The 22,812-nt window shown below is 43.2% G+C and carries 21 protein-coding genes; 14 read left to right on the forward strand and 7 right to left on the reverse strand.

Annotation, left to right across the window (positions count from 1 at the left end):
- Positions 1-63 precede the first annotated feature (63 nt).
- A complete protein-coding gene (locus G509_RS0109505) occupies positions 64-969 on the forward strand; it encodes a cation diffusion facilitator family transporter (protein WP_026991315.1) in 906 nt (301 codons plus the stop codon).
- Between the two features lie 8 nt (positions 970-977).
- Here G509_RS0109505 and G509_RS0109510 read toward each other — a convergent pair whose 3' ends face one another.
- Positions 978-1,286, reverse strand: coding sequence for a nucleotidyltransferase domain-containing protein (locus tag G509_RS0109510; protein WP_026991316.1), 309 nt, complete (start codon positions 1,284-1,286; stop codon positions 978-980).
- Positions 1,283-1,747: a nucleotidyltransferase substrate binding protein gene (locus tag G509_RS0109515; protein ID WP_026991317.1), complete on the reverse strand. Its 465-nt coding sequence runs from the start codon at positions 1,745-1,747 to the stop codon at positions 1,283-1,285. The genes G509_RS0109510 and G509_RS0109515 overlap by 4 nt, the downstream gene beginning before the upstream one ends.
- Before the next feature lie 234 nt (positions 1,748-1,981).
- Here G509_RS0109515 and G509_RS0109520 point away from each other — a divergent pair, with 234 nt between their 5' ends.
- Both G509_RS0109520 and dnaG read left to right on the forward strand, forming a co-directional pair.
- The gene (locus G509_RS0109520; protein ID WP_026991318.1) at positions 1,982-3,406 is read left to right on the forward strand and encodes an SDR family oxidoreductase; all 1,425 of its coding nucleotides are present in this window, start codon (positions 1,982-1,984) and stop codon (positions 3,404-3,406) included.
- A gap of 295 nt (positions 3,407-3,701) precedes the next feature.
- Complete coding sequence (gene dnaG / locus G509_RS0109525) at positions 3,702-5,708, forward strand: DNA primase (RefSeq protein WP_026991319.1); 2,007 nt, start codon at positions 3,702-3,704, stop codon at positions 5,706-5,708.
- Positions 5,709-5,937: 229 nt separating this feature from the next.
- On the opposite strand, the gene G509_RS0109530 is transcribed toward dnaG, so the two are convergent.
- A complete protein-coding gene (locus G509_RS0109530; RefSeq protein WP_026991320.1) occupies positions 5,938-6,567 on the reverse strand; it encodes a response regulator transcription factor in 630 nt (209 codons plus the stop codon).
- 74 nt (positions 6,568-6,641) lie between these two features.
- A complete protein-coding gene (gene nadE, locus G509_RS0109535) occupies positions 6,642-7,448 on the reverse strand; it encodes an NAD(+) synthase (RefSeq protein ID WP_026991321.1) in 807 nt (268 codons plus the stop codon).
- A gap of 82 nt (positions 7,449-7,530) precedes the next feature.
- Here nadE and gldB point away from each other — a divergent pair, with 82 nt between their 5' ends.
- Together gldB and gldC are read left to right on the forward strand one after the other, a co-directional pair.
- On the forward strand, positions 7,531-8,493 hold the full coding sequence (gldB, locus tag G509_RS0109540) for a gliding motility lipoprotein GldB (RefSeq protein WP_026991322.1): 963 nt from the start codon (positions 7,531-7,533) through the stop codon (positions 8,491-8,493).
- A complete protein-coding gene (gldC, locus tag G509_RS0109545; RefSeq protein ID WP_026991323.1) occupies positions 8,493-8,840 on the forward strand; it encodes a gliding motility protein GldC in 348 nt (115 codons plus the stop codon). Before gldB ends, gldC begins: the two co-directional genes overlap by 1 nt.
- An 18-nt stretch (positions 8,841-8,858) precedes the next feature.
- Here the strand turns inward: gldC and G509_RS0109550 are convergent, their stop codons facing one another.
- The gene (locus tag G509_RS0109550) at positions 8,859-9,950 is read right to left on the reverse strand and encodes a helix-turn-helix domain-containing protein (RefSeq protein WP_026991324.1); all 1,092 of its coding nucleotides are present in this window, start codon (positions 9,948-9,950) and stop codon (positions 8,859-8,861) included.
- Positions 9,951-10,196: 246 nt separating this feature from the next.
- Here G509_RS0109550 and G509_RS0109555 point away from each other — a divergent pair, with 246 nt between their 5' ends.
- Complete coding sequence (locus G509_RS0109555) at positions 10,197-11,378, forward strand: alkaline phosphatase family protein (protein ID WP_051200097.1); 1,182 nt, start codon at positions 10,197-10,199, stop codon at positions 11,376-11,378.
- Positions 11,379-11,452: 74 nt separating this feature from the next.
- Here G509_RS0109555 and yihA read toward each other — a convergent pair whose 3' ends face one another.
- Complete coding sequence (gene yihA, locus G509_RS0109560) at positions 11,453-12,073, reverse strand: ribosome biogenesis GTP-binding protein YihA/YsxC (protein ID WP_026991326.1); 621 nt, start codon at positions 12,071-12,073, stop codon at positions 11,453-11,455.
- A gap of 476 nt (positions 12,074-12,549) precedes the next feature.
- Positions 12,550-13,311: an alpha/beta fold hydrolase gene (locus G509_RS0109565; protein ID WP_026991327.1), complete on the reverse strand. Its 762-nt coding sequence runs from the start codon at positions 13,309-13,311 to the stop codon at positions 12,550-12,552.
- Between the two features lie 430 nt (positions 13,312-13,741).
- On the opposite strand from G509_RS0109565, the gene mraZ reads away from it, so the two are divergent.
- From mraZ to G509_RS0109605, 8 genes are read left to right on the forward strand one after another with little or no spacing between them, the layout of a single operon-like run.
- A complete protein-coding gene (gene mraZ, locus G509_RS0109570) occupies positions 13,742-14,212 on the forward strand; it encodes a division/cell wall cluster transcriptional repressor MraZ (RefSeq protein WP_026991328.1) in 471 nt (156 codons plus the stop codon).
- On the forward strand, positions 14,199-15,095 hold the full coding sequence (rsmH, locus tag G509_RS0109575; RefSeq protein WP_026991329.1) for a 16S rRNA (cytosine(1402)-N(4))-methyltransferase RsmH: 897 nt from the start codon (positions 14,199-14,201) through the stop codon (positions 15,093-15,095). Before mraZ ends, rsmH begins: the two co-directional genes overlap by 14 nt.
- A 1-nt stretch (position 15,096) precedes the next feature.
- Positions 15,097-15,444 (forward strand): FtsL-like putative cell division protein, encoded by a 348-nt coding sequence (locus tag G509_RS0109580; protein WP_026991330.1) that lies wholly within the window; start codon positions 15,097-15,099, stop codon positions 15,442-15,444.
- Positions 15,435-17,432 (forward strand): penicillin-binding protein, encoded by a 1,998-nt coding sequence (locus tag G509_RS0109585; RefSeq protein WP_026991331.1) that lies wholly within the window; start codon positions 15,435-15,437, stop codon positions 17,430-17,432. The genes G509_RS0109580 and G509_RS0109585 overlap by 10 nt, the downstream gene beginning before the upstream one ends.
- On the forward strand, positions 17,432-18,892 hold the full coding sequence (locus tag G509_RS0109590; protein WP_117590895.1) for a UDP-N-acetylmuramoyl-L-alanyl-D-glutamate--2,6-diaminopimelate ligase: 1,461 nt from the start codon (positions 17,432-17,434) through the stop codon (positions 18,890-18,892). Before G509_RS0109585 ends, G509_RS0109590 begins: the two co-directional genes overlap by 1 nt.
- A gap of 5 nt (positions 18,893-18,897) precedes the next feature.
- Positions 18,898-20,127 (forward strand): phospho-N-acetylmuramoyl-pentapeptide-transferase, encoded by a 1,230-nt coding sequence (gene mraY / locus G509_RS0109595; RefSeq protein ID WP_026991333.1) that lies wholly within the window; start codon positions 18,898-18,900, stop codon positions 20,125-20,127.
- Between the two features lie 2 nt (positions 20,128-20,129).
- The gene (gene murD, locus G509_RS0109600) at positions 20,130-21,461 is read left to right on the forward strand and encodes a UDP-N-acetylmuramoyl-L-alanine--D-glutamate ligase (protein WP_026991334.1); all 1,332 of its coding nucleotides are present in this window, start codon (positions 20,130-20,132) and stop codon (positions 21,459-21,461) included.
- 37 nt (positions 21,462-21,498) lie between these two features.
- Complete coding sequence (locus G509_RS0109605; protein ID WP_026991335.1) at positions 21,499-22,812, forward strand: FtsW/RodA/SpoVE family cell cycle protein; 1,314 nt, start codon at positions 21,499-21,501, stop codon at positions 22,810-22,812.

A 22,812-nucleotide genomic window follows, 5' to 3' on the forward strand; every position in this document is an offset into this window, starting at 1 on the left:
TAAAGTTAAGGCCATTAAAGGCTGTAATAGTTTTCGTAAATTTATACCAAACAAAACTACAAAATGCCCCACGATCACGCACACAGCCATGGCCACGACCACGCTCATAACATATCGGCCAAGAATATAAAGGTTGCTTTTTTTTTAAACCTTGGGTTTACCATACTCGAAGTTGTGGGTGGTTTTTATGTAAACAGTGTATCGATACTTTCAGACGCACTGCACGATCTGGGCGACAGCCTCTCACTGGGCATTTCGTGGTACCTGCACAACCATTCTAAAAAAGGTGCCGATAACAAGTTTACCTTCGGCTACAGCCGATTCTCTCTGTTAGGTGCGCTGATCAACAGCGTTATCTTAATTACGGGGTCTTGTTTTGTGGTGTACGAGGCTGTTAAAAGGCTTATGCACCCCGAACATGCCGATGCTAAGGGTATGCTTGTATTTGCCATTGTAGGTATACTGGTAAACGGCTATGCGGCTTTCAGGCTAAGTAGTGGCACGTCTATGAACGAAAAAGTGGTATCCTGGCATTTAATAGAAGATGTACTGGGCTGGGCGGCCGTACTAATAGCATCTATTGTTATGATGTATTTTGATGCCCCGTGGCTGGACCCGGCGCTATCGTTAGGTATAACCCTGTTTATTTTGTACAACGTGATTGGCAGGCTAAAAGAAACAATGGTTATACTGCTACAAGGTACTCCTGCCGACATTGATGCCGATGAGATAAGGAATAAGATACTACAACTGGACCATGTAACGTCTATGCACCATGTAAACATCTGGTCGTTAGAGGGCGAACACCATGTTTACACCGCCCACGTAAAAACACAAGGCATAAATACCTTTTTAGAAGTTATAGCAGTAAAGCGTGCCGTAAAAGATATTTTAAAACAATATCCGTTTACGCATTATACTATTGAAATAGAACTGGAAGGCGAGAGCTGCGAGCATTTAAAGGAATAGTGCCGGCACTAATTATTTTTTTGATATACAACAATTCCAACCCTGTTTATGTGATCTAACAAATCCAGATGCGAAATGTGGTTAAGTAACGAAATGTCGAACGTATAGGGCAGCATAAGATCGTCTAAAGCCCAGCTTAATTTATTCAGTAAATTAGAGGTTAGCGCTTCGCCTTTAAATGTGAGGTCAATGTCAGATGCCGGTTTAAAATTTCCCTTAGCCCTGGAACCGTATAAGATGGCTGTTTCTATTTCGGCAAATTTTTTAAATTCGCCAATTATCTTATTAACTGTATTTTCATCAAGCCCGTACATCATAGCTCAATAGAAAAAATGTCCTGTTGTTCCCTGCTTCTGTAGTGTTCCATTTTGCTTTGGAAAGCTGTAAATAATTTAAAGTAATCATTTACAATTTTCGTAAAAATATCTTCGGCAGTAGCCTCGTTATAAGTGTGGGTAGTAAGGTTACGGCTCTTTATCATATCCATCCAGGTTTCGCCATTATCAATTAAGCCCATTTTAAAAGCTTCGCGGGTAGCATCGCGCGATCCGCCAATGTCAGTTGAACCCTGGTATTCAATGTAGTCTTTCATAACTTTCCAGGCAAGCTCATGCGTATATTCAAAACGCTGTATTAGTCCTTCCTTCTCCAGATCAGATAAGGCATCGCTAAAATTATCAGCTTCAGGATCAAGCGTATCTACAGTTTCTTTTAATTTAGCAAATGCCTTATTAAAATTTGTAAATCGCTGCTCCCACCGTATATCTGTATTACCCATGCCTTTAGTTTATAGTACAAATTTATGTTTTTCTTTTTATACATCGTTGTTTTTGTACCACAGAGATGCATAGAAGGAGCTCAGAAAAGTGTCCTCAAATAAAACTCCGTGAATCTCCGGGCTTCCTCTGCGTATCTCTGTGGAATAGCTCCAACAGTAACAATTCTCAAAACAATAACAACTGTTTAAGAGCCTTAACCATTGTAATTTGCTACATTTAAGTAAATTATTGGTATGAAAATTCTTGTAACAGGCACAACAGGCTATATAGGCAAGCGGCTAATTCCGTTTTTAATAGAGGCGGGGCACGAACTGGTATGCTGCGTTAGGGATGCCGGCCGCGCACCCGAACGTTTTAAGGAAGAGCCCAAGATAACCTTTATAGAGGTAGACTTTCTTAAATACGACTCCTCTATAACTATTCCAAAAGATATAGAATGTGCCTACTACCTGATGCATTCTATGTCTTCTGCCGGCGATTTTGGTAAGATGGAACTGGAATGTGCCGAGAATTTTAAAAAATACGTAGCCGGCACTAACCTAAAGCAGGTTATTTACCTAAGCGGAATTGTAAACGAGGCCGAACTCTCTAAGCACCTTAATTCGCGCAAGCAGGTAGAAGAAGCCTTGCAGTCTGACCAATATGCCAATACAACCTTTAGGGCAGGCATTATTGTGGGCAGTGGTAGTGCATCATTCGAAATTATCCGCGATTTGGTAGAGAAACTTCCGGTAATGATAACGCCGCGATGGCTCAACACCAAAGCGCAGCCCATTGCCATACGCGATGTGCTGGCGTACCTTTCTAAAGCTGCCGGAGACGAAAGGCTCTATAACAATAATTACGACATTTACGGGCTTGATGTGCTTACCTATAAGCAAATGCTGCTGATCTTTGCTAAAATACGGGGACTAAAACGCTATATTTTTACCCTCCCGATTATGACGCCCAAGCTCTCGTCGTATTGGCTGTATTTTGTAACCTCTACATCATACAAGCTGGCAGCATCGTTGGTAGACAGTATGAAGGTTGAGGTAGTGGGCAGGCCAAACAATCTTCAGCAAATGCTGGATGTGCATCCGTTAAGTTACGAAGAAGCCGTACGCAAAGCATTTACCATTATGGAGCACGACGGCAGCCCATCGAGTTGGAAAGACAGTGGCGTAAGCAGTCGTTTTGGCAAAAAGCTTTCGGCATATATTACCATTCCCAAATTCGGAATTGTAGAGGATAAAAAAGAACGTACCGTTACCAACGAGAAAAATGTGCTGGCTAAAATCTGGGCTCTCGGCGGGCAAACCGGCTGGTATTACGGCGATTATTTATGGAAAGCCCGTGGCTTTATAGATAAGATATTTGGAGGTACCGGTCTGCGTAGGGGCCGCACCCACCCAACTAACATACAGGCGGGCGATGCGTTAGACTTTTGGCGTGTGGTACTGGCCGATAAAAAAGAAAAACGCCTGCTGCTTTATGCCGAAATGAAATTACCCGGTGAAGCCTGGCTCGAATTTAGGATAGAAAAAGATAAACTTTACCAAAGGGCGGTATTCAGGCCAAAAGGCCTATGGGGCAGGCTGTATTGGTACAGTGTGTTGCCGTTTCATTATTTTGTATTTAACGGGCTTATAGATAGCCTTGTTAAAGAGGCTAAATAATGGCGGTTGGTTATAAGTATTGTCCTCTACCCAACCCCTCTACAAAGAAGAGGGACAGCTACACTCATCCTTAAAATAATACCGATTATATCTTCGAACTGTACCCGTTCTCGGCTCCCCTCTCCTTTGGAGAGGGGTCGGGGGTGAGGACTTGTAATTATAATTTAGTTTTATTGGTACGCAAAGTGGTTGGAGCGGCACTTTAAAGTGGGGTTGTTTGTAATAAAGTATAATCTTCCATACCTAAAAAACTTGTAACTTTGCCGCTCAATAACATTGCAACTTCCACTAAGATTTGATCTCTAAAAACACTATAGATACCGTATTTGAAACTGCCCGCGTAGAGGAGGTAATTGGCGATTTCGTTAACCTTAAAAAGTCGGGAACCAACTATAAAGGCCTGAGCCCGTTTAGCAACGAGCGGTCGCCGTCGTTTATGGTGTCGCCGGTAAAGCAAATATGGAAAGATTTTAGTAGCGGCAAGGGTGGCAACAGCGTGGCTTTTTTAATGGAGCACGAGCATTTTTCGTATCCCGAAGCCATAAGATACCTCGCCAAAAAATACAATATAGAAATAGAGGAGACCGAGCAAAGCGAAGAACAAAAAGAACAGGCTAACGAAAAAGAAAGCATGTACCTGGTGTCTGAATTTGCGCAAAAGTACTTCCAGAATATATTGCTCAATACCGATGAAGGCCAGGCTATTGGCTATTCGTACTTTAAAGAGCGTGGCTTTACAGCCGATACCATTAAGAAATTCGGCCTGGGGTATTCGCCCGAAGAGTGGGATGCCTTTAGTAAAGAGGCGTTGGGCAAAGCCTATAAATTATACTATTTAGATAAAACCGGCTTTACCATAGTTAGGGAAGACGGCCGCCATATCGACCGTTTTCGCGGCAGGGTAATGTTTCCCATCCAGAGTATGTCTGGGCGCGTGCTGGGCTTTGGTGGGCGTATATTGGGCAACGATAAAAAAGCCGCCAAGTACTTAAACTCCCCCGAAAGCGATATTTACCACAAGAGCAAGGTGCTGTACGGTATTTATCATGCCAAGCAGGAAATTGCCAAAAAAGACAATTGCTACCTGGTTGAGGGTTATACTGATGTAATACAAATGCACCAGGCAGGTATAGAAAACGTGGTTGCAAGCAGCGGAACGGCACTTACGCCCGACCAGATAAGGCTTATTAATCGCCTTACTAAAAATATTACCGTTTTATTTGATGGCGATGCTGCCGGGCTTAGAGCATCCATACGTGGTATCGACCTTATTTTGGAAGAAGGCATGAATGTAAAGGTTTGTACGTTTCCTGATGGCGATGACCCCGATAGTTTTGCCCGTAAAACATCGTATGATGAGTTAGTGGCCTATCTTGATGCCAACGCCAAGGATTTTATCCAGTTTAAGGCATCATTACTAATGGATGAGGCCAAGAACGACCCGGTTAAAAAAGCAGGGCTTATTCGCGATATGGTGAGTTCTATTGCCAAAATTCCGGATAAGATACAGCGTGAAGTTTACATACAGGAGTGTGCCCGTATAATGGATATTAGCGAGCAGGTGCTTGCAAGTACCCTGGCGCAGCTTATATCTAAAGATATTGCCGACACGGGCAGGAAAATGAAAGACGAGCAACGGGCCAACGCCATGCGCCCAGTGCCCGAGGAGGAGTATTTTGACCCCTCCATGCCGCCCGACCAGCAACAGGAGCGCATTAATATACTGGATGGGCTGGAACGCCGTATGATAGAAATACTATTACTTTACGGCGGTACAGAGCAGGAGTTTGAAGATGTGTACATTAAGTACGACGAGTTTGGTAAGGAGTTTGAGCATTCTGAAAAGAAAAATTATAAGGTGTACGATCGTATTTACCTTAACCTACAGGAAGACGAGATACAATTTACCAACCCTGTGTTTAAAGATATCTACAAGGCTGCTATAGACCACTACATGGCGCACCAGGAAATGAATGTGGATGTGTTTTTAAACGGCCTGCACCCCGACCTGCAGTATATGGCTACCGATATTTTTATGCAGGACGAAAAATACATACTGCACGATTGGGAAGAAAAGAAACAAATTCCCGTTAAGGATAAGGCAATGTCTATTGCGGCTTATACTAATGAACATATTATCGACCTGCGCTGGCTATTGCTTGGCAGGCTTATACAAGACCTTAAAATGCAGGTAAGCCCCGATGCAGATAATATGGAGATACTTATGTCGGTAAACGATTATAACACGCTTGTAAACTATTTATCGCGTAAGATAAACAGGCTTAGGAGTAGTTTTTTTTAGAGACAGCTTTCATAAATTATATTTGGCTAAAGCCAACATGTAACCTGCATTAACCCACAGCTAAAGTCAGGGGACAATAAGACAAGCCCTATAAACACAAAACGCCCCCTCGTAGTGATAAGGGGGCGTTTTGTCTTGCTGTAAGGTAACATGGCCTGCGCCAGATTAACATTTAGTCTTAGATTCTTTTTAGTGTAGTTGTTTGTTCCGGTAATTGGTTGTTAAGGGTTTAAACAATATCCAAAGTTTTAGCTTTGTTTACCAGGTCTACCAGGTTGGTAACGTGTAGTTTGGTAAGCAGCCTAAGTTTATAGGTACTAATTGTTTTTTCATTAAGTTCCAGTAATCGGGCAATCTCTTTGTTTTTTTTGCCTTCGCTAAGGTAGCGCAGTACTTCAATTTCGCGCGAAGAGAGCTTTCTGTACAAACGCTCTGATTTTTTACCTTTGTTAAGCAGGGCTAAGTTCTTTTTAACGGTGTCGCTAAATACTACTTCGCCTTCGTTTACTTTTTTAATAGCGCTTTCCAACTCTTCCATTTTGGCACTCTTGTGTACATAGGCCGATACTCCGGCTTTAAGTGCATTTGGGGCATAAATTTGCTCGGCAAGGTTGGTAAATATAATAACTTTAGTTTCAGGAAATTCCTTTATCAGCGACTTTACAGAACTGATACTGGTAAGGCCATCCAACTCCAGATCTACAACGGCAACATCTACCGTTTTTTTGCTCAAAACATCCAAAAGGCTGTCCAGGTTATTTACCACCCCCACAAAACTAATTTGCGGATTGTCGCTAAAATACGACTTCATCCCGTAATGCACAACAGGATGGTTATCCGCAAGGCATAATTTGATCATAATTGCGTTTTTTGGGTTCTACATTTAAGTAAAGTTAGCAATTAGTTTCTTAAAGTATTGTGAATGAAAGAATTTTATTTCAAATTTAAGGGAATTTCACATACCGGTATTGGCTGCATCTTATGTTGGTTAATGGTGTTCAGTCTTTTATAGATCTCAAAAACCTCTTTTTCGCGGCCGCTAAAATCGTTGTGCGTACTGCCATTTTCGGCCTCGGCCATAGCCCATTCCAGCTCCTCATAACTTGCGCCAAGCTGGTCTTCATCACTACGGTCATCGCCAAAAAGTCCATCGGTAGGTTTGGCAATAAGTATGGCATCGTGCACCTCCAGGTATTTAGCTAACAGGCGCACCTCGGTCTTGGTTAAGTCGGCAATAGGGCTCACATCCACACCGCCATCGCCGTATTTGGTATAAAAGCCCACGCCAAAATCTTCTACCTTATTACCGGTACCGGCCACCAAAGAGCTGTGTATGCCTGCAATGTAGTAAAGGGTAGTCATACGCAGGCGGGCACGGGTGTTGGCCAGGGTAAGGTCGTATAAATAGGGGTTATCCGTATCGGGTACCTGTTGCTTAAAAGTTTCAAAAACAGGAGTAAGGTCGGCTTCCACCGATGTAACATTATCAAAACGGGCCTTTAAGTTTTTAATATGGTGGCGGGCACGGCTAACGTGGCTTTCGGCCTGGTGTATGGGCATTTCTACACAAACTACAGGCAAACCGGTCTGTGCGCAAAGCGACGATGTAAGCGCCGAATCTATCCCGCCTGATATTCCCACAACAAAACCTTTAACTTTAGCGTTCTCGGCATAGGTTCTAAGCCAGTTTACAATATGGTTGTTTATGGCCTCGGCCTGAAAATTGCTGCAGGTGTGCATGGTTGTATAAAGTATTAGAGATTGTATATTTGCCATAAAATTAAAAAATCCAAGATTAAGAAGTAAGTAATAAACTCATAAAATGAAAAAATATATCCTGTTTTTTGCCCTGGCGCTTGCTGCGGTATCGTGCAAAAACGAAAATGAGGTAGAAGACAAGGTAGCCGCCGTGCCTGTGCCTAAGGTTGAGGTAGTGCGTTTTGACAAGATTTTCTTTGGCGGCAAGCCGGAAGACCTGCCTAAAATAAAACAGGAGTTTCCGTACCTGTTTCCTGCCGGTAACGACGATACCGTGTGGCTAAACAACATGAAAGACCCTTTTTTGCTAAAGTTGTATGATGAGGTGCTTAAGAAATTCCCCAATACAAATGCGCTTAACGAAGATCTTGCGGCATTATTTCAGCACATAAAATACTACTATCCTAAGGTGGAGACGCCAAAGGTGGTGGCCTTAGTGTCTGATGATCTTGAGGTTAAAAGCGTGTATGCCAATAAGCTTGTTTTAATACCACTAAGCCTTTATTTGGGTAGAGACAATAAGGTATATGAGGGCCTGCCCAAATACCAGATACAACAGTTTGATGCCGCACAGATATTGCCCGATGTGGTAACGTCGTTCAGCAATGGTAAGATTGCCCCGCCGGCAGATAAGAATTTGCTTTCGTTTATGATATACTACGGTAAAGAGCTATACCTAAAAGATGTGCTGCTGCCGGAAACACCCGATGAAGATAAAATTGGCTACACCAAAGACCAGATAGGCTGGGCTATTGCCAACGAAGCCGAGATGTGGCGCTATTTTGTAGAAAATAAATTGTTTTACAGTAACGATGCCAAGCTGCCCGGCAGGTTTATAAACCCGGCGCCGTTTAGCAAGTTTCAGGAAGGTTTTGATAATGAGACTCCCGGCAGGTTAGGCCAGTGGGTGGGATGGCAAATTGTAAAAGCTTACATGGAAAACAATAAAAATGTAACTTTGCAGGAACTTTTGGCAGCCGATGCCAAAACTATTTTTGATAATTCTAAATACAAACCCAAGAAGTAATGGCTGATAACACAACAATAAAGTCGGAAATTAAGATAGTAGTAGAACTGGACGAGAACCGCGTGCCGGAGAAACTGGTTTGGAGCGCCCAGGATGGCGGTGTGGTTAACCAGGAGAGCAAAGCCTTGATGCTAAGCGTTTGGGACAGCAAGCCGCAGGAAAGCATGCGTATAGACCTTTGGACAAAAGATATGCCGGTAGACGAGATGAAGGTGTTTTTTCATCAAACATTAGTGTCTATGTCTGATACTTTTGAGCGTGCTACAGGCGACAAAAAAATGAGCGAGAGCATGAAAGACTTTTGCGATTATTTTGCCGAAAAGCTTGAAATTAAGAAAGGTAAGTAATCAGTTATACAGATTTAATTAAGCGGCTTCGGCCGCTTTTTTGTTTTTTAGGTAGCCCGATGGTGTTAGGCCTACTATTTTTTTAAAGTACTGGTTAAACGATGCTTTGGTTTTAAAGCCACAGTCGTAAGCAATGGCAAGCAGGCTTACAGATTTTTGATTGGGCGCATCCAACCGGTGCAGTACCTCTTTAATGCGGTACTCGTTAATGTATTGGTAAAAAGACTTTTGCGCAAACACATTGAGCGTTTCAGAAATGTGGTGGCGGTTAATGCCCGATGCCGCCGACAGTTTTTCGAGCGTAAGGTCTTCATCGTTATACAGCCTTTTGCTTCTTAGTACCTCTTCTAACTTGCTGAAAATGTGGGCGTGCCTGTCGGCTTCCAAAAGTAACCTGCGTTCGGCAATTATATCAATAGTCTCAACCTTTGGCACTTCTTCGGCTACAGCCGGAAATTCTGCCGAAAGGCCTGCGCTGCCAACATATTTATAACGGATAATTAAAACAGGCACGGCACTTAGCAACAAGTACAATACACTCCTTATATATGGGTTAATGGCCTGGCTTAGATTACCACCAACAAGCAAGGCTATTTCGGTCAGGCCTATTAGTCCAAGCACTATTTTAAGGGCGGTTATAAGGCTGTATTCGTTAGGGTTAGTAGCTGCTCGGGGTAAAAGGTAGCTAAAGATAAGATGCGATAGCACTATGGGTAAAAACACTATTGTATTGTATAGCTTTAAAATGGTGGTGCTGTAAGCAGGATATTGGTAAATGGCAATGGTGGTGCAGGTATAGAGCGTCATTACCACAATAAGCGGCACAAACAGGTACCACAGGCGGGCGGGTAAAAAGTTGAGGTCGTTCTTTTTACGGGCATACATATACAGCAGCGGGCCATAGGCCAGTTGTATAAAGGTATGCATCCTAAAGGCCACCGCCGGGTTGCTAACCGTTGTAAAAATATAGAATTTAGTGGCCAGGTGCCAGCCTATACAGGTTAGCAGTATAATTAGCAGGTAGTTACTGGTATCTTTCTTTTTGTTGATGAACAGAAAGGCTATGCATAACAGTACCTGTACTAATCCGGCGGCAATTATATAATTCATTAGCTTATGCTGTTTTCTAATGGCAAAAATAGCTCGTGGTTGGTTAAAACAGCGTTGCTTAAATGTTACCAAATTGATTTTCGCATACAATTATTGGTGCTTAACAATAAATTAATATTGCATTAAGCGCAATACTACCAGAGCTTTACGGGTAAAAATCGACCGAGATTTACTTCTTAGCTTGAAATAGTCGTGGGGTTGGTTGGGTAGGTGCAACTTTGCTGCATCAAAAAAATAACAGTATTTATGAAGTCAATTTTAAAAGCAGCATTACTGCTGTTTGCAACCCAGCTACTGCATGCCCAAACGCCGCAACGCACCATTGTTATAATGATAGACGGCTTTGGCGAAGACTATTACCGCGCCAGCGATATGCCCAACCTGAACAAGATGGAGAAGGAAGGCATCTTTAAAGTAGTGCCCTCTATTATGCCGGCGGTTACTAACGTAAACAATGTGGCTATTGCTACCGGAGAACTGCCTAATAAGCACGGTATTACGGGCAACGTTTGGATGAACCCTGCCACAGGGCAGGAGGAGTTTATTGAAGACCCCGATATGATTACCGTGCCCACTATTTTTGACAGGGCTAAGAAACTGGGAATCAAGTCGGCATTGTTTAGTGTAAAGAAGAAAACCATTGATATTATGAGTATTAGCACCGATGCATCGTTATGCCCGGAGTGCGATGGTGCCGAAGAATCGGTTTGGGCTAAGCAGTTTGGTGCGCCACCTGCGGTGTATACTAAAGATGTTAGCTACTGGATTATGGAGTCGGCTATTTATACCCTTAAAAACAACCCTGAGTATGGGTTGGTGTACATTCATACCACTGATTACCCAATGCATACCTGGGCTCCGGAAGAAAAGGACTCAAAGGAGTTCCTCCATAAACTTGATGAATATATAGGCAAGATAAGGGCCACCGCACCCGATGCTGCCATACTAATAACGGCAGACCACGGCCTTAACCATAAAGACCTTTGCTGGGATTTAGAGAAAGCATGTGCCAAGCGTAAAACGCCTATACGTATCTCAATATCACCGGAAAAGGACCGTTATTTTAAGCACCATCGCGGTATGGGGGGCAGTGCCTATGTGTACTTAAAAGACATTAAGGATTTGGAGAAGGTAAAAAAGACCCTGCTGTCTCTAAATGGGGTGGAGGCCGTTTTAACCAAAGCCGAAGCTATTGAAAAATACAGCCTTATGCCCGAGCGTGTAGGCGATTTAATGGTGCTGGGCAACAAAACAACGGTTTTTGGACAACTGTCTGAGGCTGAAAATGAGACGTTAGCGCCAAATTACCGTAGCCACGGGTCGTTGTACGAGTGTATTGTTCCGTTGTTTGTGTTTAATGCCAGGCAGGCACCTAAGCCTGAGTATTTTGACCGTAACTACAAGGTAGCGGCCTGGCTATACAGGTAAACCCCGACTGGTTAGGTACTAAAAATAAAGGCGGAGCAATTGCTCCGCCTTTGTTTTATAAGGTAAAAGGGCTGCTATACAAACCCCTGGTTTTTAAAAATGCCCTGGTTAACTTCTTCAATATAAGATAGTAAGGCGTCGCGGCCTGTGCCCTCTGTAGACGATGTTACAAAGTGCTGCGGCATCTCTTCCCAGTTGTTGGCAAGCAGTTTTTTGCGGTAGGCGGCAATATGCTGGTCTACCTTGCCACGGCTAATTTTATCGGCCTTTGTAAATACAATGCAAAAAGGTACTTCGGTCTCGCCCAGGTAGTTAATAAACTCAAGGTCTATCTTTTGGGCCTCTAACCGTATGTCTATCAGTACAAAAGCACATACTAGCTGCTCGCGGCGCTCAAAGTAATCGGTTATAAATTTCTGGAAGGTCTCCTTAGTAGATTTAGACACACGGGCATAGCCGTAGCCGGGTAAATCGACAAGATACCAGTTCTCGTTAATCTTAAAGTGGTTGATTAACTGCGTTTTACCGGGCTTACCCGATGTTTTTGCCAAACTGTTACGGTTGGTAATCATGTTAATAAGCGACGACTTGCCCACATTACTCCTGCCAATAAAAGCGTACTCCGGCAACGGCTCATTAGGGCATTTGCTTACATCAGAGTTACTTACAATAAATTCGGCAGTATTAATTTTCATAGGGGTATATTTTAGCGCTTGCGCTTATTAAAGTGCAAAGATACGCATTTTAAATTTGGAGCATAATTGCTTTTTTCGCCTCATTTTAACATTGATATTTCACTTTCGGACTTCGAGTTAGCGTGTTTTTACCACTTGTTTTAAATGGACTCATTCCGGCGGACAAATTTCCCGATCAGATAAAAAAATAACATGGGTAAATTATCACTACATCCCGATCATAAAAAAAAAGAGAGCCATCAGTTCCACAATTTACCACCGGTTTAAAACAAGGTGGTTTTTGTGGAGCTAATAGCTCTTATGTATTTTTGGTTGTTGGTTGTCTGTTGCTGGTTGTCTGTTGCTGGTTGTCGGTTGAAAGAATACAGTTGCCGGTTTATCAACTGACAACTAAATACCTTCAATGTAACTGCCGACTGAGACTGAACACTGAACACTGAACACTGAACACTGCCTACTGAACACCGCCAACTTTCCTAAAGTCCCGACTTCTTAAGCCATTCGTGCATTAAGCGGTTAAACTCGTCCGGGTGCTCCATCATGGCAGCATGCCCGCATTTGTCTATCCAATACAGGCTGGAGTTGGGTAGCAGCTTATCAAACTCTTCGGCAACATCGGGTGGGGTAACGCTATCGTTCTTGCCCCATATAATACCTGTTGGCACATGCATTTTAGGCAGGTCCTTAGCCATGTTGTGGCGTATGGCACTCTTGGCAATGGTAAGTGTCTTAATAAGCTTAATACGGTCGTTAGCCAGGGCGTACACCTCTTCTATAATCTCATCGGTAGCAATGGCGGGGTCGTAAAATACCTCCTGGGCTTTCTTTTTAATATAGTCGCGGTCGCCACGGCGTGGGTAGCTGTCGCCCATAGCACTTTCATAAAGGCCGCTGCTTCCGGTAATAATAAGGCCTAACATCTTTTCGGGGTACATTTTAGTGTGGTACAGCGCAATGTGGCCGCCCAGCGAGTTGCCTAAAAGTATAACCCTGTCAAAACCTTTATAGGTAATAAAATCTTTTACCCATCGGGCAAAAGCCTTAACGTTAGTCTTTAAAATGCTTTGTGTGTATATGGGTAATTCGGGTATAACTACTTTATATCCGTGTTCAGGAAAATACTTGGCAACACCGTCAAAATTGCTCAAACCGCCCATAAGGCCGTGTAAAATAATTATTGGTGTACCTTCTCCAGCTTCGTAGTAGCTGTATTTTCCTTCTTTTTGTGTGCTTTGCATAAGGGTTTGTAATCGTTCAAATCAGCACAAATATATGATATTATACATAAAAATAAGTTTAACCGCACATTATTTGGGTTATTTTTCACTTTCGTATGCCCGCATAACATTAGCATAACACGGCAGCCCGCATTACGGTTGCTCCCACCACAATTTACCACCCAAAATGTCAAATTTTCGTTAAAGTACCACTCAGCAAAATATTCATCCTTTTGCATTTTTACTGTTAAGAACTCTTAAAGTTTTAAATAACCCTTACTAAATAATTGTTAGCGTTTAAAATCTTTCAAAACGCTATGCCGCGGTATGCGTGCAACAGGGCATTTAAGGTGGTAAAAAATCGCAAAACTTATGAACAAAGTGGGAGGCAGTGGTAAAAAATGGTAAAATATATATATATTTGCTATAAAATCATCTTAAACCTAACTGCTTGAATACCATCATAGGCACATACGAATGTAAGGCAGATTCTAAGGGAAGGCTCATGTTGCCTGCTCCTTTGAAGAAGCAATTGCATGAAGGCCTGGAAGAAGGGTTTGTTTTAAAGCGCTCGGTTTTCCAGCCCTGCCTGGAGTTGTACCCAATGGCGGAGTGGAACAAGATGATGGAAAAAATAAACAAGCTAAACCGTTTTGTAAAAAAGAACAACGATTTTATAAGAAGGTTTACCGCGGGTGTAAAAGTTATTGAGATGGACAGCGCCGGAAGGCTGCTGATACCTAAAGACCTGGTGGTTTTTGCAGACATTAAGAGTGACATAGTGCTTTCTTCGGCTGTAAATATCGTGGAGATTTGGGACAAAGACAAATATGAGTACTCTATTAATGAGTCGGCAGATGACTTTGCCGATCTTGCTGAAGAGGTAATGGGCAATTTAAACGACGACGATGGAATATCATAACCCGGTATTGTTAAAAGAAACGGTAGATGGGCTTAATATAAAGCCCGACGGCGTGTATGTAGATGTAACCTTTGGAGGCGGAGGGCACTCTCGCGAAATTATGAGCAGGCTGGGCCCCAACGGGCGTTTGTTTGGCTTTGATCAGGACGAAGATGCGCAGGCCAATGTAATAGACGATGAAAGGTTTACCCTGATACCCGAAAACTTTAGGTTTATTAAAAGATACCTGAGGTTTTATAATATTAAAGAGGTAGATGGTATCCTGGCCGACCTTGGTGTATCATCGCACCAGTTTGATGTGGCAGAGCGCGGTTTTAGTACCCGTTTTGATGCCATGCTGGATATGCGAATGAGCAAAAAGAACGACCTGGATGCATTTAAGGTGGTTAATGATTATGAGGAAGCCGACCTGAGCCGTATGTTTTTTGATTATGGCGATTTGCGCAACTCTAAAGCATTAGCATCAAGAATTGTAGAGGCGCGTAAAGAAAAGCCTATTACCAACACGGGCGAGCTTAAGCAGGTGCTGGGCAGGTTTTTACCGGCACACAAAAGCAACAAGATACTGGCGCAAATTTACCAGGCCATCCGTATAGAGGTTAACCACGAAATGGATGTGCTTAAAGAGTTTTTAGAGCAGTCGCTGGATTTGCTTAAACCGGGCGGAAGGCTAAGTGTTATAGCGTACCATTCGTTGGAGGACAGGCTGGTAAAGCGCTACGTGCGTAACGGTATGTTTGAGGGCGAGCCGGAACGCGATATGTTTGGCAACTTTGAGGTGCCGTTTAAGATTATCGAAAAACTGATTGTGCCAACCGAAGAAGAGATTAAAATAAACAACAGGGCCCGTAGTGCAAGGTTAAGGGTGGCTGAAAAGAAATAGCATGAAAGATAGTGTATACGGATTATTAAAAGCAAAATATCTTGTAGACCAGGGGTCTATGAGAAACTGGCGCTTTATAGTATTTCTTATACTGGTAGCTATACTAATGATCGCCAACTCGCACAATTACGAGCAAAAAATATACAGGATAAGTGCGCTCGAAAGCGAAGTAAAAGAGCTTAGGGCTGAGTTTGTAGACCGCAGGAGCGAGCTTATGGAGCTTAAGATGGAAAGCACCGTATCGGCTAAAATGGAAGAAAGGGAAATTTTCCCATCGTCTGTTCCGCCAAAAAAAATAGAAGTGGTAAAACCAAACGATAAAAACATCTGGCAAAAGCTATGGGAGTAGTAGAGGACAAAAAAATATCCTTCAGGATATATATTGTAGCCTTCGCAATTTTTGTGATGGCTTGCCTTATTGCTATAAAGCTTACCAACATACAGTGGGTAGAGGGCGATTATTACCGCCAGCTTGCTAAAGACCGTACGGTTAAAAATTTTGATATACCGGCCAACAGGGGCAATGTGTACAGTGCCGATGGCAGCCTTTTGGCAACATCTATACCCAATTACACCATACGTTTTGATGCCCTGGCGCCAAAAAGGGAAGATTTTGATGATAATGTACAGGACCTGGCCGATTCTCTTGCCGTAATGCTGGGCCAGCAGCCTGCCGCCAAATATTACCACGACCTGCGTAAGGCACGTACCAACAAAAACAGGTACATGCTGGTGGCTAAAGATTTATCGTATACAGAGCTGCTTCGTATAAAAAGCTTTCCGCTGTTTAATAAAGGGGCATTTAAAGGCGGTATTATTACCGAGCAAAAAATTATAAGAGAACACCCTATAGGCAAAATTGCCAAAAGGACTATTGGTTATGACGAAGAGCGCGATGTGGGTATAGAGGGTGCTTTTGCCCAATACCTTAAAGGCAAGAACGGCCGCCGCATGATGCAAAAAATAGCCAAAAACCAGTGGAAACCCATTAGCGATCTTAATGAGGTAGAGCCGGTTGATGGTTATGATGTTGTTTCTACCATAGACGTGTACATTCAGGATATTGCCCACCATGCGCTGCTTAAGCAATTGGAGTATTATGAAGCCGATCATGGCTGTGTGGTGGTTATGGAAACCAAAACAGGCTATGTAAAAGCCATTTCTAACCTGGGCCGCGCTACCGATGGGTCGTACTACGAAACCATTAACTACGCGGTAGGCGAATCGTCTGAACCGGGGTCGAGCTTTAAGCTGGCAGGATTAATATCGGTATTAGAAGACCAGAAAATAGATACCAGTAAAGTATATGATACGCATGGTGGCGATGTAGCCTATTTTGGCCGCCACGTGCGCGATTCGCACAAAGGGGGTTACGGTAAAATATCATTGGCAAGGGGCTTCGAGTTGTCGTCTAACACCGTATTGGTGCAGGCAGTTTACGAAAGTTTTAAAGACAACCCGCAGCGCTTTGTGGACCGTTTAAACGGTTTTGGGTTAAATAAAAAACTGGGTGTTGCCATAAAAGGAGAAGGCAGGCCTTATATACCCCAGACAACCGATAAATTCTGGTCGCGTACAACCCTGCCGTGGATGGGCTTTGGCTATAATGTAAGCCTTACACCGCTGCAAACCCTTACGTTTTACAACGCTGTTGCAAACAACGGCGAAATGGTTAGGCCACTGTTTGTAAAAGAGATAAAAGAGTGGGACAGGACGGTTAAAAAGTTTGACAAAGAGGTAATGAACCCTAAAATATGCAGCCAGGAAACGCTTAACAAGGTTAGGGCTATTATGGAAAACGTGGTTAAAAAGGGTACAGGTAAAAAACTGTATTCGCCCCATTTTTCTATGGCGGGCAAAACCGGTACGGCGCAGGTTAACTATGCTAAAGGCGGCAAGACCAATGGCGATATGTATTACTCGTCAACTTTTGTGGGCTACTTTCCTGCCGATGAGCCGCAGTACAGCTGTGTGGTTATAGTTAACAAGCCACACGTTGCCAAGGGGTATTACGGGGCCGATGTGTCGGGGCCGGTATTCCGCAGGATAGCGCAAAAAATATTTACCGATGTGCCAAGTTCAGACAGGGTTAAGGCCATAGATAAAGACATTAAAAAACAAGACCAGCTGTATGCTGTGTATTACGATAAGCAAAACAAGGGTAAGACCGATGTTATACCCAACACCATTGGCATGAGCGGCATGGATGCCGTAGCCCTTTTGGGTAACATGGGCTTTAAAGTGCAGGTAATAGGCATGGGCAAGGTAAAAAAGCAATCGCTTAAACCGGGCCAGGCCTTTAGTAAAAACCAGTCTATAATATTAGAATTGTCGTGATGCTCTTAAGAGACATATTATATAAAACCGCTATCCAGGCCGTAAAAGGGCCTACGGATGTTGCTGTTTCTAAAATTGAGTTCGACTCGCGCCTTGTAACCAACGGCGATGTGTTTGTAGCCATAAGGGGTACACAAAGCGATGGTCATGCCTTTATTGATAAAGCCATAGCATTAGGCGCTGTTGCCATAGTTTGTGAGGTACTGCCCGATACCATTATAGATAGCGTAAGCTATGTACAGGTAAAAAGCGCAAGTTCGGCACTGGCGTATATGTCGGCCAACTATTACGGTAACCCGTCGGCCAGTTTAAAACTGGTAGGCATAACGGGTACCAACGGTAAAACAACTATTGCAACATTGCTGTACCAGTTGTTTAAAAATGCGGGCTTTAAAGCAGGGTTGCTAAGTACGGTAAAGGTAATGGTAGATAACGTAGAGCACAAGGCTACACATACCACGCCCGATTCGCTTACGATAAACAAATACCTTCGCGAAATGATAGACGCCGGCTGCGATTACTGCTTTATGGAAGTTAGCTCGCACGGTATCCACCAGCACCGCACAGAGGGCCTGGTGTTCGAAGGGGGTGTGTTTACCAACCTTTCGCACGACCACCTGGATTACCACAGCAGTTTTGCTGAGTACAGGGATGTTAAAAAATCGTTCTTTGACCATTTGCCAAAATCGGCTTTTGCCATTGTAAATGTCGATGATAAAAACGGGTTGGTAATGCTGCAAAATACCGCAGCTAAAAAAATTACCTACGCCCTTAAAACCTATGCTGATTACAGGGCGCAAATACTGGAAAACCAGTTAAGCGGCCTGCTGTTAAAAATTAACGGCGAAGAGGTTTGGGTTAAGCTTATAGGCACCTTTAATGCCTACAACCTGCTGGCTATTTATGCAGCGGCAATTAACCTTGGCTTAGAGCAGCTTGAGGTATTGCGTTTGCTAAGCCTGCTGGAAAGTGTTAGTGGCAGGTTCCAGTTTATAGTATCGGCCGGTAACATTACCGCAATTGTAGACTATGCCCACACGCCCGATGCGTTAGAGAATGTACTTAGCACTATAGAAACCATCCGTACCCGTAACGAGCAGTTAATAACCGTTGTGGGCTGCGGCGGCGACAGAGATACTGCCAAACGCCCGGTTATGGCGCACATAGCATCTAACATGAGCGACAGGGCCATTTTTACAAGTGATAACCCGCGCAGCGAGGCGCCCGAGGATATTATAGAAGATATGGAAAAGGGTGTAGAGCCCCAAAACTATAAAAAAACGGTAGCGGTGGTAGACAGAAAGCAGGCCATAAAGTTAGCCTGCCAGTTAGCCCGCCCTAACGATATTATACTCATAGCCGGCAAAGGCCATGAAACCTACCAGGAGATTAAAGGTGTAAAGTATGATTTTGATGATATGCAAACAGTGAAAGAAATTTTAGAGCAACTAAACAAATAGGGTATATGCTATATTATTTATTTGAATTTTTAGATAAAAAATGGGATGTGCCGGGCACCGGGGTGTTTCAGTATATAACCTTCCGTTCGGGGCTGGCTGTAATATTATCGCTGTTTATCTCTACGGTATTCGGTAAAAAAATAATTAACTTTTTGCGCAGGCAGCAAATTGGCGAAACAGTTAGAGAGTTGGGTTTAGAAGGGCAGTCGCAAAAAGCTGGTACACCAACAATGGGTGGGCTTATTATAATTATTGCAACGCTTATACCGGTAATACTGCTGGCAAAGCTGGATAATATTTATGTAATGCTGCTAATTGTTACCACCTTATGGATGGGTACTATTGGCTTTATAGACGATTATATTAAGATCTTTAAAAAAGATAAAGAGGGCTTAAAAGGCAGGTTTAAAGTAGTGGGGCAAATTGGCCTTGGTTTAATAGTGGGTTACATACTGTATTTTCATCCATCGGTAACGGTGCGTACAGATACAGGCAGGGTTAACATTTATGCAGAGCAAACCCAGAACACTATTTCGCCATCGCCGGTAGAAGAAAAATCTACGGCCACTACCATACCGTTCTTTAAAAATAATGAATTTGATTACGCCGAGATACTATCATTTTTAGGCGATAACTATAAAGATTACGCCTGGCTGATATTTATCCCGATTGTGATATTTATCATTACGGCAGTGTCTAACGGGGCCAACCTTACCGATGGTATCGATGGGCTCGCGGCAGGCACATCGGCTATAGCCGTATTAACCCTGGGTATTTTTGCTTTCGTATCGGGTAACATTATTTTCTCGAATTACCTGAATATAATGTACATACCCAACTCCGGCGAAATGACTGTGTACATAGCGGCCTTTGCAGGTGCGCTGGTGGGTTTCCTGTGGTACAACACCTATCCGGCATCGGTATTTATGGGCGATACGGGCAGCCTTACCATAGGGGGTATTATAGCGGTACTGGCTATTGCAGTACGTAAAGAGCTGCTTATACCCATATTGTGCGGGGTGTTTTTGGCAGAGAACCTGTCGGTAGTACTACAGGTAACGTACTTTAAATACACCAAGAAAAGAACTGGCGAGGGCAAGAGGATTTTCCTTATGGCGCCGCTGCACCACCACTACCAGAAAAAGGGGTATCATGAAAGTAAGATAGTAGCCCGTTTCTGGATTGTTGCCATAGTGTTGTCTATTTTCTCTTTAGTATCATTAAAACTACGATAGATATGAGATTAGTGGTATTAGGTGGAGGAGAAAGCGGTATAGGTACTGCTATCCTGGGTAAAAAAAAGGGGTATGATGTGTTTATATCCGATGGCGGTACGATTAAAAATAATTATAAAGAAGTTCTTGCTCTTAATAAGCTAAGCTTTGAAGAAGGCCTGCACACCGAAGACCTGATACTTAATGCCGATGTTGTAATGAAAAGCCCGGGCATACCGGAAAAATCAGACATCGTAAAAAAGATACTTAAAAAAGGCATCCCGATAATATCTGAAATTGAGTTTGCCAACCAGTTTAATGATGTAGAAACCATAGGCATAACCGGCAGTAACGGCAAAACCACTACCACCATGCTAACGCACCACCTGTTAAAACAGGGCGGTTTAAATATGGGGCTTGCAGGTAATATAGGCAAAAGCTTTGCATGGCAGGTAGCAGAGCATAAGGTTGAGGGTTATGTGTTAGAGCTGAGCAGTTTTCAGTTAGATGGCGTTGTAAAATATGCCCCGCACATAGCAGTAATAACCAACATTAGTCCGGATCATTTAGACCGTTACGATTACAAGTACGAAAATTACATAGCCGCCAAGTTCAGGATTACCATGAACCAGACCGAGGATGATTACCTGGTGTATGATGCGGATGACGAAGCAATAAGCAACTGGCTGGGCGAAAATAAAGTTAAAGCGAAATTGATACCCTTCTCGCTATCGGGTAAAACCAAAAAAGGGGTATATGTTAAAGACGATACCATTATAAGCAATATAAAAAAAGTAAAATTTACCATGCCAATAAACGAACTGTCATTAGAAGGAAAGCACAATGTTAAGAACGCTATGGCCGCTATTAGTGTAGCCCAGCTAAAGAACATTAGGAAGAAGACCATTATGGAGAGTCTTTCCAACTTTCAGGGCGTAGAGCACCGCCTGGAAAAGGTACTTAAAATACAAAACGTAGAGTACGTTAACGATAGCAAGGCTACCAACACCAATTCTACATATTATGCGCTGGATAGCATGACTGGCCCAACCGTATGGATTGTGGGTGGTGTAGATAAGGGTAACGATTATAACGAGCTTATGCCGTTAGTGCGCGAAAAAGTAAAAGCTATTATTTGCCTTGGGGTAGACAACGCTAAAATTATAAATGCCTTTAACAACGTGGTAGATGTAATGGTAGAAACCACCAGCATGGCAGAGGCAGTTAAGGCAGCACAAAAACTGTCGGAAAAAGGTGATACTGTATTGCTGTCACCGGCCTGTGCAAGTTTCGATTTGTTTGAAAGCTACGAAGACCGCGGTAAGCAATTTAAGGCTGCCGTTCAGAATTTGTAGGTAAGTCATAAAGACGAAAGTCGTAAAGTAAAAAGTAATGAAAGAATTAATCAATAACCTAAAAGGAGACAAAGGTATCTGGTCGTTTGTAATGCTACTGGCCCTTATCTCGTTCATGCCGGTTTTTAGCGCAAGTACCAACCTTGTGTATGTGATAGGCAAGGGCTCTACAATAGGGTATCTGGTTAAACACCTCGTTCATATATTTATAGGTTTTGGGTTAATATACCTGGTGCACAAAGTGCCGTACCATTATTACAGGGGCCTTAGTCAACTGGCATTGCCGGTAGTGGCGGTACTGTTGGTGTACACGTTTTTTCAGGGCACGGTTATAGATGGTGCCAATGCCAGCCGATGGATCAAGGTACCGTTTATTGGGGTAACCTTCCAGACATCATCATTAGCCATGATTGTGTTAATGATCTATGTGGCGCGCTACCTGGCTAAAATGCAGGATAAAGAAATAACATTCAAATCGTCGTTGTTTGAGCTGTGGGTTCCGGTATTTGTAATACTGGCGCTAATATTACCCGCCAACTTTAGTACCGCGGCGCTTATATTTTCTATGGTGTGCATGCTGGTATTTGTAGGCAGGTATCCGCTTAGGTATTTAGGGGCAATAATAGGTATGGGTATAACCATGCTGGTATTGTTCGTGCTGTTTGCAAAGGCATTTCCGGATGCCATGCCCAATAGGGTAGACACCTGGATGAGCCGATTAGACAGCTTTTTTGATAACCGCCCTAACGAAGACGATTACCAGATAGAAAAAGCCAAAATAGCCATAGCAACCGGTATGGTATATGGTGTGGGGCCGGGCAAGAGTATCCAGAAGAACTTTTTACCGCAATCGTCATCCGATTTTATTTTTGCCATTATAGTAGAAGAATATGGCCTTATAGGTGGCCTTGCCGTAATGGGCCTGTACCTAATACTGTTTTTTAGGTTTCTGGTATCGGCACATAAGGCCAAGTCGCTTTTTGGTAAACTGCTAATAGTAGGCCTCGGGTTTCCCATCATCTTCCAGGCGCTTATTAACATGGGCGTAGCGGTAGAGCTGCTTCCGGTAACGGGGCAAACACTTCCGCTTATAAGTAGTGGTGGTAGCTCGATCTGGATGACGTGTATCTCTATAGGCATTATAATAAGTGTAACTAAGAAAGAAGAAGAAATAGCGCAGGAACTGGCCGAGAAAGAAGAACGCGAAGCTGCCCTGCAACAACTAATAGACGAACACATTTTAAGGGAAAAGCAACGTGAAGAAGCCGAAGCCCTTGGACTGGAACAACCCGCAGCCTACTCTGTAGAAGATACATCGGTTAACCCCATGAGTGCGGTGTTTGGCAAGTAA

The sequence above is a fragment of the Flavobacterium subsaxonicum WB 4.1-42 = DSM 21790 genome, assembly GCF_000422725.1.
In the GTDB taxonomy this organism is placed as follows: Bacteria; Bacteroidota; Bacteroidia; order Flavobacteriales; family Flavobacteriaceae; genus Flavobacterium; species Flavobacterium subsaxonicum.

What these genes read in the sequence shown, in the direction of transcription:
- G509_RS0109505 (WP_026991315.1), top strand. Translation starts at nt 64, where the DNA reads ATGCCCCACGATCACGCACACAGCCATGGCCACGACCACGCTCATAAC.
- G509_RS0109510 (WP_026991316.1), bottom strand. Translation starts at nt 1,286, where the DNA reads ATGATGTACGGGCTTGATGAAAATACAGTTAATAAGATAATTGGCGAA.
- G509_RS0109515 (WP_026991317.1), bottom strand. Translation starts at nt 1,747, where the DNA reads ATGGGTAATACAGATATACGGTGGGAGCAGCGATTTACAAATTTTAAT.
- G509_RS0109520 (WP_026991318.1), top strand. Translation starts at nt 1,982, where the DNA reads ATGAAAATTCTTGTAACAGGCACAACAGGCTATATAGGCAAGCGGCTA.
- G509_RS0109530 (WP_026991320.1), bottom strand. Translation starts at nt 6,567, where the DNA reads ATGATCAAATTATGCCTTGCGGATAACCATCCTGTTGTGCATTACGGG.
- nadE (WP_026991321.1), bottom strand. Translation starts at nt 7,448, where the DNA reads ATGCACACCTGCAGCAATTTTCAGGCCGAGGCCATAAACAACCATATT.
- gldB (WP_026991322.1), top strand. Translation starts at nt 7,531, where the DNA reads ATGAAAAAATATATCCTGTTTTTTGCCCTGGCGCTTGCTGCGGTATCG.
- gldC (WP_026991323.1), top strand. Translation starts at nt 8,493, where the DNA reads ATGGCTGATAACACAACAATAAAGTCGGAAATTAAGATAGTAGTAGAA.
- G509_RS0109550 (WP_026991324.1), bottom strand. Translation starts at nt 9,950, where the DNA reads ATGAATTATATAATTGCCGCCGGATTAGTACAGGTACTGTTATGCATA.
- G509_RS0109555 (WP_051200097.1), top strand. Translation starts at nt 10,197, where the DNA reads ATGAAGTCAATTTTAAAAGCAGCATTACTGCTGTTTGCAACCCAGCTA.
- yihA (WP_026991326.1), bottom strand. Translation starts at nt 12,073, where the DNA reads ATGAAAATTAATACTGCCGAATTTATTGTAAGTAACTCTGATGTAAGC.
- G509_RS0109565 (WP_026991327.1), bottom strand. Translation starts at nt 13,311, where the DNA reads ATGCAAAGCACACAAAAAGAAGGAAAATACAGCTACTACGAAGCTGGA.
- rsmH (WP_026991329.1), top strand. Translation starts at nt 14,199, where the DNA reads ATGGAATATCATAACCCGGTATTGTTAAAAGAAACGGTAGATGGGCTT.
- G509_RS0109580 (WP_026991330.1), top strand. Translation starts at nt 15,097, where the DNA reads ATGAAAGATAGTGTATACGGATTATTAAAAGCAAAATATCTTGTAGAC.
- G509_RS0109585 (WP_026991331.1), top strand. Translation starts at nt 15,435, where the DNA reads ATGGGAGTAGTAGAGGACAAAAAAATATCCTTCAGGATATATATTGTA.
- G509_RS0109590 (WP_117590895.1), top strand. Translation starts at nt 17,432, where the DNA reads ATGCTCTTAAGAGACATATTATATAAAACCGCTATCCAGGCCGTAAAA.
- mraY (WP_026991333.1), top strand. Translation starts at nt 18,898, where the DNA reads ATGCTATATTATTTATTTGAATTTTTAGATAAAAAATGGGATGTGCCG.
- murD (WP_026991334.1), top strand. Translation starts at nt 20,130, where the DNA reads ATGAGATTAGTGGTATTAGGTGGAGGAGAAAGCGGTATAGGTACTGCT.
- G509_RS0109605 (WP_026991335.1), top strand. Translation starts at nt 21,499, where the DNA reads ATGAAAGAATTAATCAATAACCTAAAAGGAGACAAAGGTATCTGGTCG.